This window comes from Dokdonella ginsengisoli (assembly GCF_042652785.1).
GTDB lineage: Bacteria > Pseudomonadota > Gammaproteobacteria > Xanthomonadales > Rhodanobacteraceae > Dokdonella_A > Dokdonella_A ginsengisoli.
In genome coordinates this window covers 256373-270095 of sequence record NZ_JBHSHD010000002.1, presented here as the reverse complement: position 1 = coordinate 270095, position 13723 = coordinate 256373, and the positions used below count along the sequence as shown (strand labels likewise).

The 13723-nt window shown below is 69.4% G+C and carries 4 protein-coding genes; 3 read left to right on the top strand and 1 reads right to left on the bottom strand.

The genetic code is table 11. The features are described 5' to 3' along the window. Positions 1 to 48 precede the first annotated feature (48 nt). Both pepN and ACFO6Q_RS01480 read left to right on the top strand, forming a co-directional pair. Positions 49 to 2697 (top strand): aminopeptidase N, encoded by a 2649-nt coding sequence (pepN, locus tag ACFO6Q_RS01485; protein WP_380018707.1) that lies wholly within the window; start codon positions 49 to 51, stop codon positions 2695 to 2697. 152 nt (positions 2698 to 2849) lie between these two features. After that, positions 2850 to 10415 (top strand): InlB B-repeat-containing protein, encoded by a 7566-nt coding sequence (locus ACFO6Q_RS01480; RefSeq protein ID WP_380018706.1) that lies wholly within the window; start codon positions 2850 to 2852, stop codon positions 10413 to 10415. Positions 10416 to 10589: 174 nt separating this feature from the next. Here the strand turns inward: ACFO6Q_RS01480 and ACFO6Q_RS01475 are convergent, their stop codons facing one another. Next, on the bottom strand, positions 10590 to 10775 hold the full coding sequence (locus ACFO6Q_RS01475) for a hypothetical protein (protein ID WP_380018705.1): 186 nt from the start codon (positions 10773 to 10775) through the stop codon (positions 10590 to 10592). Positions 10776 to 11777: 1002 nt separating this feature from the next. Between ACFO6Q_RS01475 and mnmG the strand changes: the two genes are divergently transcribed. Next, positions 11778 to 13655: a tRNA uridine-5-carboxymethylaminomethyl(34) synthesis enzyme MnmG gene (gene mnmG, locus ACFO6Q_RS01470; protein ID WP_380018704.1), complete on the top strand. Its 1878-nt coding sequence runs from the start codon at positions 11778 to 11780 to the stop codon at positions 13653 to 13655. Positions 13656 to 13723: the final 68 nt, after the last annotated feature.

Sequence of the window (13723 nt, the reverse complement as noted above, 5' to 3'; positions counted from 1 at the left end):
GGATCGTGCATGCTAGCCTGCCGGTCGTCACTTTCTCCCTTTTTCCGCATGTCCGATTCCGCCAAGCCGCCCGTGCTGCTGTGCGACTACCGTGCGCCGGCCTGGCGCGTCACCGACGTCGAACTCGAATTCGATCTCGATCCGGCGGCGACGATCGTCGCCGCGCGCCTCGCCGTCGAGCGCGATCCGTCCGAGCCGGCGGCGCCGCTGCGGCTCGATGCCGAGCAGCTCGAGCTGCTCGACCTGCGCGTCGACGGCCGCAGGCTCGCGCCGGAGGAATACCGCTTCGAGACGGACGCGCTGACGATCCTCCTCGCCGTGCCGCGTGCGCGCATCGAAACGCGCGTGCGCATCGCGCCCGACACCAACACCGCGCTGCAGGGCCTGTACGCCAGCGGCGGCGGCCAGTCGCGCTTCCTGCTGACGCAGTGCGAAGCCGAAGGCTTCCGCCGCATCACGCCGTTTCCCGACCGTCCCGACGTGCTGGCGCGCTACACGGTCACCCTGCGCGCCGACAAGGCGCGCTTTCCGCTGCTGCTGGCCAACGGCAACGCCGACGGCGCCGGCGACCTCGACGGCGGCCGCCACTGGGCGCGCTTCGTCGATCCGCACCCCAAGCCGAGCTACCTGTTCGCGCTGGTCGCCGGAAGGCTGGAGTCGATCGAGGATTGCTTCGTCACCGCCGAAGGCCGTCGCGTACGCCTGTTCATCCACGCCGAGCCGGACGCGATCGGCCGCTGCGGCTGGGCCATGCAGTGCCTGAAGATGGCCATGCGCTGGGACGAGGAGCGGTTCGGCCGCTGCTACGACCTGGACGTGTTCCACATCGTCGCCACGCACGACTTCACGATGGGCGCGATGGAGAACAAGGGCCTGAACGTCTTCAACGCCAAGTACCTGCTGGCCGATCCCGAACGCGCCACCGACGACGGCTACCGCCATGTGCTGGCGGTGGTCGGCCACGAATACTTCCACAACTGGAGCGGCAACCGGGTGACCTGCCGCGACTGGTTCCAGCTGAGCCTGAAGGAAGGGCTGACCGTCTACCGCGAGCAGGAATTCGAGTCCGACCTGGCCTCGCGCACGCTGCGCCGCATCGAGGACGTGCGCGTGCTGTGGCGCGCGCAGTTCAGCGAGGACGCCGGTCCCCTCGCCCATCCGGTGCGGCCGGACCGCTACAGCGAGATCAACAACTTCTACACGGCGACCGTGTACGAGAAGGGCGCCGAGCTGGTGCGCATGCTGGCCAGCGTGCTCGGCCGCGACGGCTTCCGGCGCGGACTCGATCGGTATTTCGAACGCAACGACGGCCGCGCGGCGACGGTCGAGGATTTCCTCGCCGCGCTGGAGGAAGCCAACGACGTCCGCCTGTCGCCGTGGCTGGCCTGGTACGCCCAGGCCGGCACGCCGACCCTGGAGGCGAGCGAACGCTACGACGCGGCGGCGCGCTGCTACGAGCTGACCCTGGCGCAGCACACCGCGCCGACGCCGGGCCAGCCGCGCAAGCAGGCGCTGCCGATTCCGGTGGTGGTCGCGCTGTTCGACGAGCGCGGCGCGCGGCTGCCGCTGCGGCTCGACGGCGAGGCCGGCACGGCCGAGCGCGAGCGGGTGCTGCCGCTGCTGACCGAGCGCGCCACCTTCCGTTTCGTCGACGTGCCGGTGCGTCCGGTCGCCTCGCTCCTGCGCGGCTATTCCGCGCCGGTGCGCCTGCGCTGGAACGCCGATGCCGACGACCTGGCCGTGCAGATCCGCCACGACGACGACGGCTTCAACCGCTGGTTCGCCGCCGACGCGCTGTCGCGGCGCCTGTTCGCCCAGGCGCTGGCGAGCGGCGCGCCCGATGCGCGGCAGCTGGACGTGTGGACGCGCAGCCTCGCGCAGGCGCTGGCGGACCCGGCGCTGGATCCGGCGCTGGTCGCCGAGATGCTGTCGATCGCCGATGCCGGTTCGCTGGCCGAAGGGCTGGTCGACATCGATCCGGACGCCGTGCACGTTGCGCGCGCGCGCGTCGAGACCGCGCTTGCGCAGGCGCTGGCGGCGCCGCTGCTGGCGCGCTACGGCGAGCTGTCCGGCGCCACCGATGCGCAGGCGGTGGAACCGGCGGCGCAGGCGCGCCGCCGCCTGCGCAACGCCTGCCTCGCCGCCGTCTGCCGCGCCGACCCGGCGCAGCTGCCGCTGGCCGCGGCGCAGTTCGCGCAGGCGCGCAACCTGACCGATCGCCTCGGCGCGCTGTCGGTCCTGCTCAGTGCGCAGGCCGCCGGTGCGGAGGAGGCGCTCGACGCGTTCGCCGCACGCCACGCGGGCGATGCGCTCGTGCTCGACCAGTGGCTCACGCTGCAGGCCGTGCAGCCGCACGACGAGACGGTGGAGCACGTCGCCGCGCTGACCGCGCATCCGGCGTTCCGCTGGACCAATCCGAACAACGTCTACGCGCTGGTCGGTGCATTCGCGCTGCGCAATCCGCGCGCCTTCCATCGCGCCGACGGCGCCGGCTACCGCTTCGTCGCCGACGCCGTGGCGCGGCTCGACACGCTCACGCCGCAGGTGTCGGCGCGTCTGGCGACCGCGTTCGGCGGCTGGCGCCGCTTCGAGCCCCTGCGTCGCGCGCTGATGCATCGCGAACTGCAGCGCCTGGCTGCTCGCGACGCGCTGTCGCCGGATCTGGCCGACATCGTGGGACGAAGCCTGGCCGGCTGAAACGGGTCGATCGCGCCGATCGCGGTCGGCCATCTGCGCACATTCGTGATTTTCATTCGGGGACCTTGATCCCCCGGCAGACGAGATTCCGTAAGGAATGCCGTCGGAATGGCCGTTCGGGCCGTTCCACGAGGCATGCACCGGGGATCTCCATGAAATCGTTCGTTTCCAGATTCATTCTTTTCGTCGGGATCGTCTTCGCATCCCAGGCCGGTGCAGCGGGGTTGGGCGAGCCCGATCCCTCCTTCGGCGACGGCGGCACCCAGACCGTCGCGTTCAACCTCGCGGGAGATCTCCCCGGCGGGCAGAAGCACGACATCGCCTGGGCGATGGCGAAATCGCCGGACGGGCGCATCTACCAGGCCGGCGCGCTCGACAACGGCGGTGGCACCTTCAAGCTCGGCCTGACGCGCTTCTCGCCCGACGGCGCCGTCGACTTCAGCTTCGGCGTCGGCGGCAAGATCACCTACCAGCATCCCGGCCTGACCAGCCTGCTGGTGCTGGACATGGTGTTTCACCCGACCACCGGCCGGTTCCTGGTCACCGGCGCCGCGACGCGCACGGGCAGTCCGGACGTGGGCATGCTCACCTGCCGGTTCTACGCGGACGGCAGCATCGACACGACGTTCGCCACCACCGGCCCGGATCCGCTGCCGGGTTGCCGCTTCATCAAGATGGGCGAGCATGCGGTGGCCAAGTCGCTGGTCATCCAGCCGAGCGGCCGCGTCGTCATCGCCGGCTACACGGTGGTGAACGGCCTCGAGCGCGCGGTGATCGCCCGTCTGCTGCCCAACGGTGCGCTCGACGACGGCCTGTACGGCGTCGAGTTCGGCGACAACGGAATCCGCATTCCGTTTCCGGCCACGCCGAAGGGCAACCTGTTCGAGGATCTGGCGCTGTCGCCCGACGGGACGATCGTCGCCGTCGGCACCTTCGACGTCGGCGGCGATTCGTCGTTCCTGGTCGCGCGCTTCAACGACTACGGCGTGCTGGACCAGTCGCTCAAGGGCATCGGCGTGACGGCGGTCCAGTTCAACGACGGCGGAGCGAACCAGGACAAGGGACAGGCCGTCCACGTTTTCGACGACAACAGCATCCTCGTGCTCGGCAACGTCGAGCACGCCAACGGTTTCCATCCGGCCCTGCTCCGGCTGAAGCAGGACGGCACGCCGGACGACACGTTCGGCCCCAACCAGCCGGCGGACGGCAAGTCCATCTTCAAGGTGTGCAACAACTGCAACGTGCAGGCGTGGGATTTCCGCGTCCATCCCAACGGCTGGATCTACGTCGGCGGCGCGTATTCGAGCATCGGCATGTTCGCCGCCCGCTTCAACGCCGGCGGCCTGGTGGACCTGGGCTGGAATCAGAACCAGGGATTCACGATCGTCGATTTCGGCGGCCAGCCGGCGGACACCGCGTTTCGCGTCGACCTGCAGGGCTCGCGCCTGGTGCTCTCCGGGGCGACCGACACCGGCGGCGCCGCCGGCCTGAACTACGCCATCGCGCGTCTGGACCACGGCTCGGGCCAGCTGTTCGCCGTGACGCCGAAAGTGGCGGCTCCGGGCGGCGGCACGATCGCGCCGAACGCGGTGCAGCCGGTCATCCACAGCGGCCACGTCGCCTTCACCGTCGCTCCCAGTCCCAACCGCACGATCCAGAAGGTGACCGGTTGCGGCGGCGCCCTGATCGGCAACGTCTACACGACGGCGCCGGTCACCGACGACTGCACCGTGACGGCGTATTTCTCGACCAACGTCGAGCTCAACTACTACGCCGGCGCCGGCGGCTGGCTGCAGGGCGACGTCGCGCACATCGTGCAGAACGTTCCGTACGGCGGCAGCGGTACCCAGGTGCAGGCGTTCGCCGCCGAAGGCTTCCAGTTCAAGCGCTGGAGCGACGGCAACCTCAACAATCCGCGCATCGACGTGAACGTGACGCAGAACAAGAGCGTCGAAGCCGAGTTCGAAGTGCGCAGCTACAAGGTCGCACTGGTGCCGACGCCGGCGGCGGGCGGCACGGTGACTCCGGACGTCGGCCAGCTGATCGAGCACGGCAGCAAGGGCCTGTTCACCATCGCGCCCAAGCCCGGATACGGCGTCGCCGGCATCGGCGGATGCGGCAGCGTGGGTTCGCTGGTCGGCAACGTCTACCAGACGGTGCCGGTGACCGAGAACTGCATCGCGCCGGTGAATTTCGCCGCGAGCGACGCGCACTACACGCTCCGGTACCGGCAGGGACTGCACTGCGCCCTCATCGACGCCGACCCGAACGGTCTCGTCGAGCAGGTCGTCGCGTCGGGCCACGACGGTGATTTCGTCAAGGTGACCGGCCAGCCGGGATACGTCTTCCTGAAGTGGAGCGACGGCTCGACCGATCCCATCCGCAAGGACGACAGCGTCTTCGATCATCTCGACGTCACCGCCGAGTGCGTCGCCGAGAACTCGCTCATCCACACTGTCACGCCGGTATCGGGAAGCGGCGGCGCCCTGTCGCCGGTCGCCTCCGTGCTGGTCGCCGATGGCTACGTGACGAAGTTCGAGGTGCTGCCGAGCGAAGGCTTCGCCATCGATTCGGTGTCCGGTTGCGGCGCGGGAACGCTCGAAGGCAACGTCTACACGACCGGCAAGGTGACCACCGACTGCGCCGTGGAAGCGAGCTTCGTCGCCACGGACGCGCAGTACTCGCTGCAGTACGCGCCCGGCATCGGCGGCGAGGTGGAAGGCACGGCGGTGCAGGTCGTCAAATCCGGTGGCTGGGGCACGCCGGTCGAGGCCGTGCCGCATCCGGGGCGCGTCTTCCTGCAGTGGAGCGACGGCGTCACCGACAATCCGCGCCAGGACAAGTACGTCATCGCCGACGTCGAGGTGACGGCGGAGTTCGCCGAAGCCGGCGCATTGACGGTCACCCCGTTCGCCGGGCTCGGCGGAACGATCGCGCCCGACAAGATCCAGGTCGTGAAGGAGAGCGACGTCCTGGCATTCGTCGTCACGCCGGTTGCGGGATACGCCATCGCCGGCGTGAGCGGTTGCAGCGGCACGCTGGACGGCAAGACCTACACGACCGGCGCGATCGCGCAGAGCTGCATGGTCCAGGCCTGGTTCGAGCCGACGGACGAGGCCTATCTGCTGAAGTACGCGGCGGGTCCGAACGGCAGCCTCGACAACGGTCAGCCCGTCGTCGAAGCGTCCGCGCCGTCGGGCGGCGACGGCCCGTGGGTCACTGCCGTGCCCGCCGACGGCTACGTGTTCGTGCAATGGAGCGACGGCGTGGCGCAGAACCCGCGCCAGGACACCGGCGTCGTGGCCGACGTCGACGTGGTGGCGCAGTTCGTGCCGGAAGGCAGCCTGATCGTCACGCCGATCGTCGAGGGCGTCGGCGGCACGCTCGATCCCTCGCTCAAGCAGGTCGTCAGCGTGGGCGAACTCGCGCAGTTCGCGGTGCTGCCGCTGCCGGGCTTCGCCATCGACGAAGTCGCCGGCACCTGCGGCGGTGCGCTGGTCGGCAAGCTCTACACGACCGTCGCGGTCACGCAGAGCTGCACGGTCAAGGCCCGCTTCAAGCCCAGCGGCGAGATGTTCGCGCTGAAATACGAAGCGGGTCCCAACGGCACGGTCAACGGCGGGGCCGAAGTGCTCGACAGCATCATCGCCGGCGGCACCGGACCGGACGTGTTCGCCGAGCCGGAGCCGGGCTACGTCTTCACGCACTGGAGCGACGGCTCGCAGCAGAATCCGCGCGTCGACGCCAACCTCGTCGGTCCGATCAGCGTGATCGCGAACTTCGCGCCGGAAGGCAGCGTCGTGGTCACGCCGAAGGCGGGCCTGGGCGGCTCCATCGAGCCGTGGATCGCGCAGGTCGTCAATCCGGGCACCGCCGTCGCGTTCCAAGTGCTGCCCGGTCCGGGCTTCGCCATCGCCGGCGTCGCGGGAACCTGCGGCGGCCAGCTGGCCGGCAAGACGTTCACGACCGTCCCGGTGGCGCAGCACTGCACGGTGGAAGCCGACTTCGTGCCGAGCCAGGCGATGTATTCGCTGAAATACACCGCCGGCGCGAACGGCAAGGTCAACGACCAGGCGGTCGTATCCGAGCCGCACGTGATCGCCGGCGGCACCGGGCCGGAGGTGATGGCCCAGCCCGATCCCGGCTACGTTTTCGTGCAGTGGAGCGACGGCGTCACCGACAATCCGCGCATCGACGCCAACCTCATCGGCGACGTCGACGTCACCGCGATCTTCGCCGTGCAAGGCAGCCTGACGGTCACGCCGGTGGTGATCGGCGGCGTCGGCGGCGCGTTGTCGCCCGGCGACGTCCAGATCGTCGCGCCGGGCGCCATCGTCCAGTTCGAAGTGCTGCCGCAGCCCGGCTACGCCATCGGCTCGTCGCAATCCGATTGCGGCGGCATGCTGGTCGGCAAGCTCTACACGACGGCACCGATCGCCGCCAACTGCGCGGTCGAGGTCGCCTTCGTTCCGAGCGATGCGACCTTCACGCTGACCTACATGGCCGGCGAGAACGGATCGATCGACAACGGCCAGGACGTCGTCGTCGCAAGCAACGTTCCTGCCGGCGGCAGCGGCCCGCTGGTGACCGCGACGCCGGATCCGGGCTACTTCTTCGTCACGTGGAGCGACGGCAGCACGGAAAATCCGCGCGTCGACGCGAGCATCGTCGGCGACGTCGACGTCACCGCGATCTTCGCCCCGCAAGGCTGGAGGGTCGTCACGCCGAGCGTGATCGGCTTCAACGGCTTCATCACGCCGAACCTGCCGCAGGCGGTGGCGCCGGGCGAGAGCGCGGTCTTCACGGTATCGCCGCACGAAGGCTTCGCCATCGGCGCCGTGGAGGGTACCTGCGGCGGCAGCCTGCAGGGCAAGCTCTTCACGACTCAACCGGTCGCGGAAAACTGCACGGTCGTCGCGAGCTTCGTGCCGAGCGATGCGACCTATCATCTGGTCTATTCGACCAACGGCAACGGCTGGGTCAACCTGCAGGATTTCCTCGAGTTCGAGGTGCCGTCCGGCGGCACCGGTCCGATGATCGAAGCGTCGCCGTTCGACGGTTACTCCTTCGTCGGCTGGAGCGACGGTTCGACGGACAACCCGCGCATCGACGCCAACGTCGTCGCCGGCCTGGACGTCGTCGCCCTGTTCGCGCCGGAAGGCAGCGTGATGGTGACGCCGGTGGTGGTGGGCGGATTCGGCGGCTCGCTGCAGCCGGGCGACGCGCAGTTCGTGCCGATCGGCGGCACCACGCAGTTCACCCTGCTGCCGAGCGAAGGCCATGCGATCGGCAGCGTGGGCGGCACCTGCGGCGGCTCGCTGGCCGGCAAGCTGTACACGACCGATCCGGTGACCGATCACTGCACGGTCGAGGTGAGCTTCGTCGAGAGCGACGCCCAGTACATGCTGACCTACGTTCCCGGCCCCGGCGGCGAAGTGATCGGCGAGCAGGTGCAGCAGGTGATCTCCGGCGGAACGGGTTCGCCGGTGAAGGCGCAGCCGCTGCCGGGCCATTTCTTCGTGAAGTGGAGCGACGGCTGGATGGAGGACGAGCGTCAGGACGCCAACGTCGTCTCCGACATCGAAGTGACGGCGCAGTTCGCCGCGGACGGCACGCCGGTGTGGACGGTGACGCCGAGCTGGGAAGGCGGCGGCACCTTGCTGCCGAACGCAGCGTTCCCGGTGATCGACGGCGAGGCCGCGGTGCTGACGGTGGCGCCGAATCTGGGCTTTGGCATCGGCTCGGTGAGCGGTTGCGGCGGCCAGCTGGTCGGCAACCAGTACGTGACGGCGCCGGTGGCGGCGGACTGCGAAGTGCACGCGGTGTTCGTGGCGAGCGAGGCGACCTACACGCTGACCTACACGGCCGGCGCCAACGGCCAGGTGAACGGCGCCGCGCAGGTGCAGTTCGCCGAGGTTCCGTCGGGCGGCGCCGGCGACTGGGTGACGGCCACGCCGGCGGCCGGCTACGCGTTCGTGAAGTGGAGCGACGGCAGCACCGACAATCCGCGTCAGGATACGAACGTGGTGTCGGACCTCGACGTCACCGCGCAGTTCGCGACGGAAGGCGCATCGGTCTGGACGGTGACCTCGAGCGCGGGAGCGGGCGGCACGGTCTCTCCGCTGGGCGACGTGCAGATCGTCGACGGCGAGACGGCGCAGTTCACGATCACGCCGAACGACGGCTTCGCCATCGGACCGATCGACGGCACCTGCGGCGGCGTCCTGCAGGGCAACGTCTTCACCACCAACCCGGTCATCGGCGACTGCACGGTCGAAGTGACCTTCGTCCAGGGCAACGCGCAATTCACCTTGACCTACGTCGCCGGACCGAACGGCGCCATCAACGGCGACCTGCCGATGCTGTCGCAGAACGTGCCGGCCGGCGGCGACGGTCCGCTGGTGACGGCGACGCCGGCGGCCGGCTACGCGTTCGTGAAATGGAGCGACGGCAGCACCGACAACCCGCGCCAGGACACGAACGTGGCGGCCGACGTCGAGGTGACGGCGCAGTTCGTCGCGGACGGCACGCCGATCTGGACGGTGACGCCGAGCTGGGAAGGCAGCGGCACCTTGCTGCCGAACGCGGCGTTCCCGGTGGTCGACGGCGACAACGCCGTGCTGACGATGGCGCCGGACCTCGGCTTCGGAGTCGGCTCGATCGCCGGCTGCGACGGCCAGCCGATCGGCAACCAGTACGTGACGGCGCCGGTGACGGCGGACTGCGAGGTGCACGCGGTGTTCTTCGCGAGCAACGCGACCTACACGCTGACCTATACGGCAGGAGCCCACGGCCAGGTGAACGGTGCGCCGCAGGTGCAGTTCGGCGGTATTCCGTCGGGCGGCGACGGCCCTGCGGCGGTGGACGCGCAGCCGGCCGCCGGCTACGTCTTCGTGGCGTGGAGCGACGGCAGCACCGACAACCCGCGCCTGGACACGCACGTGATGGCGGACATCGACGTGACCGCGCAATTCGCGCCGGTGGGCACGCCGATCCACCTCGTCACGCCGAAGTGGAGCCTGGGCGGTGCGTTGAATCCGGCGGTGGACGTGCCGGTCGCCGAAGGCGGCAGCGCGCAGTTCACGCTGGTGCCGCAGAACGGCTACGGCATCGTCGACGTCGGCGGCAGCTGCGGTGGCAGCCGGGTCGGCAACGTCTACACGACCGATCCGATCGTCGCGGACTGCACGGTAGAGGCGGCGTTCGCGCCGAGCGCCGAGATCTTCAGCGTCACCTACATCGCAGGTCCCAACGGCACCATCAACGGCAACCTGCCGATGCTGTCGCAGAACGTGCAGGCCGGCGGCGACGGCCCGCTGGTGACGGCGACGCCGGCGGTCGGCTACGCGTTCGTGAAGTGGAGCGACGGCAACACCGACAACCCGCGCCAGGACACCCACGTGGCAGGCGACATCGAGGTGACGGCGCAATTCGCCGAGATCGGCGCGCAGACCTGGACGGTGACGTCGAGCGCGGCGGCGGGTGGCACGGTCTCCCCGATCGGTGACGTGCAGGTCGTCGACGGCGAGACGGCGCAGTTCACGATCACGCCGAACGACGGCTATGCGGTCGAGTCGGTCGGCGGCACCTGTGGCGGATCGCGGGTGGGCAACGTCTTCACGACGAACCCCGTCACCGGCCCCTGCACCGTCGAGATCGCCTTCGTCTACGACCGGATCTTCGGCAACGGCTTCGATGCCGGTGGCGGAAATCCGTGAGCACGCAAGGCGGGGCGGCCTTCGGGCCGCCCCGCCGAGAGCGAGAGGGTGGACGGGCCGATCAGGCGTTGCGATCCGCACGGCGGCGGATGCCGCCCGGGGATTGGCCCGCCGCAAAAAACGAAGGCCGCGGAAACCGCGGCCCTCGTTCCCCTGTCCCTACATCCGATCCGGTCAGGCCGGCAGTTTCGACAGCGCTTCGTTGATGCGTGCGCAGCGCGATTCCAGCTGGTCGACGGTATCGTTCGCGGCGGCGTGCTCGCGCGCGTTGTCGATCGCCATCTCCAGGCGGCCGAGTTCGATCATCAGGTCGTGCCGCAGGAAGAGCGGGTTGAAGCTGGCGCTGGCGAGGGTATTCATGGCCGAGGTCCGAAGTTTGCTGCTGTGAGCAGGTAACAGCAAAGGCCGTGCCAGGCGTGACAAATCGTTTCGGAAGGCTTTGCTTCGTTGCCAAAGGCCGTCCCCGCACGCATGATCCCCGTCGCAATGACGAAGCTCGTCGCAATTTGACCGCGATCGCGGTGACGCGGCTCGAAGCGACAAGATTTCGCGATCAGCGTCACAGTGTGCCAGCGCCATTCGCGCGGCCGCTGGAAACTCTCCGCCGGACTCGCAATGATGCCCGGCACCGCACGAATCAGCGCTCACTGGCGCCCGGCACCGGTCCTCTTGGATCCCCCCTGTTCCTACGACCGCCGGGCGCCAGCCTTATGCCCATCGTTTGCCGGCAAGAGGCTTTCGGCCTTCCTGAAAAGTGCGGCCGGGGAGGGTCGCAGGTAGAGCATCCGAAGTTGCAAGGAAAAGCTCGCGAGGGCGGCCCGGACCACAGCGATCTAAGGCCGATCGCAAAGATTCTCTGAGAAGTGCGGCCATGGATGGCCGCGGTTGGACGATCCGTAGTCGCAAGGCGGGAAAGCCGCGAGGACAGTCCAGAAGCTGGCGATCAAGGCCGATCGCAAAGATCCATTGAGAAGTGCGGCCATGGGTGGCCGCGGTTGGACGATCCGAAGTCGCAAGGCGGAAAGCCGCGCGGACAGTCCAGAAACTGGCGATCAAGGCCGATCGCAAAGATTCCATTGAGAAGTGCGGCCATGGATGGCCGCGGTTGGACCAGCCGAAGTCGCAAGGCGGAAAGTCGCGGGGCAGTCCAGAGGGTGGCGATCATGGACGATCGCAAAAGAAAAGATACCCCCACCGACGCGCGACCGGCCCCTGAATTCCGATCAACGACGTGCTCGCATACGTCGGGCGTCGGTGGGAGTACGCGGAATCTGCAGCAGATTTCGTGCCAGCGGCCCGGCAGCGCCTTGATAGAATGGCGGCCTCGCGCCGGTGCCGCGCCGCCGCACCCGGAAACTCGTCATGTACAGCTACGACGTCATCGTTGTCGGAGGGGGCCATGCAGGCACCGAGGCCGCGCTCGCCAGCGCGCGCAGCGGCGCGCGCACCCTGCTGCTGACGCACAACATCGAGACGATCGGCCAGATGAGCTGCAATCCGGCGATCGGCGGCATCGGCAAGGGCCATCTGGTCAAGGAGATCGACGCGCTCGGCGGCGCGATGGCCCGCGCGGCGGACCGCGCCGGCATCCAGTGGCGCGTCCTCAACGCCTCGAAAGGCCCGGCCGTGCGCGCCACGCGCTGTCAGGCCGACCGAGTTTTGTACAAAGCGGCCATCCGGCGTCTGGTCGAGACACAGGACGGGCTCGACCTGTTCCAGCAGGCGGTCGACGCGCTGACGATCGAGCACGGCCGCGTGGCCGGCGTGGTGACCCAGTCCGGCCTGCGCTTCCAGGCGCCGGCGGTGGTGCTGACCGCCGGCACCTTCCTCGCCGGCAAGATCCACGTCGGCCTGACCCAGCACGCCGGCGGTCGCGCCGGCGATCCGCCGTCGCTGGCGCTGGCCGAGCGCCTGCGCGAACTGCCGTTCGCGGTCGGGCGCCTGAAGACCGGCACGCCGCCGCGCATCGACGGCCGCACGATCGACTACGCGCAGCTCGAAGCGCAGCCCGGCGACGATCCGGCGCCGGTGTTCTCGTTCCTCGGCTCGCGCACCGAGCACCCGCGCCAGGTCAGCTGCTGGATCACCCACACCTGCGAGCGCACGCACGAGATCATCCGCGGCGCGCTCGACCGTTCGCCGCTCTACGGCGGCGTCATCGAAGGCACCGGCCCGCGCTACTGTCCGTCGATCGAGGACAAGGTCGTGCGCTTCGCCGAGAAGGCCGCGCACCAGATCTTCCTCGAGCCGGAGGGCCTGGAGACCCACGAGGTCTACCCGAACGGCATCTCCACCTCGCTGCCGTTCGACGTGCAGCTTGAACTGGTGCGTTCGATCGCCGGCCTCGCGCAGGCGCGCATCACGCGGCCGGGCTATGCGATCGAGTACGACTATTTCGATCCGCGCGGCCTCAAGGCCTCGCTGGAAACCAAGGCCGTCGCCGGCCTCTACTTCGCCGGCCAGATCAACGGCACCACCGGCTACGAGGAGGCCGCCGCGCAGGGGCTGATCGCCGGTCTCAACGCCGCGCGCGCGACGCAGCAGCGCGAGGCGTGGACGCCGCGGCGCGACGAGGCCTACATCGGCGTGCTGATCGACGACCTCGTCACCAACGGCACCGGCGAGCCGTACCGCATGTTCACCTCGCGCGCCGAGTATCGCCTGCAGCTGCGCGAGGACAATGCCGACCTGCGCCTGACCGAGCGCGGCTTCGAGCTCGGCTGCGTGCCGCAGCAGCGTTTCGACGCGCTGCGCCGCAAACGCGACGCGGTCGAGCGTGAAACCGCGCGCCTGGGCGCGCTGTGGGCGACGCCGGCGAATGCGCTCGGGCGCGAAGTCGCGGCCACGCTCGGCGTGGCCGTCTCGCGCGAGACCAACGCGCTCGACCTGCTGCGCCGGCCCGAGGTCGCCTATCGCGACCTGGTCCGCGTCGACGGCCTCGGGCCCGGCGTCGACGAGGAGCCCGTCGCCGCCCAGGTCGAGGTCGCGGTGAAGTATTCGGGGTATCTCGAACGCCAGCGCGAAGAGATCGAGCGCAATCGCCGTCACGACGAAACGCCGATCCCGGAAGCGTTCGACTACGCCGCGGTGCGCGGCCTGTCCGCCGAGGTGCTGGCCAAGCTGTCCAGCGTGCGACCGCAGACGATCGCGCAGGCACGGCGCATTTCCGGCGTCACGCCCGCAGCGGTGTCGCTGCTGCTGATCCATCTCAGGCGCGGCGGCGCGCGTCGCGTCGCCTGACCGGCGCCCGTCGGAACGACGGCGCCGTGGCGCCGGCGGCGGGAAGTCAGCCGCCGGTGCTCGGAACG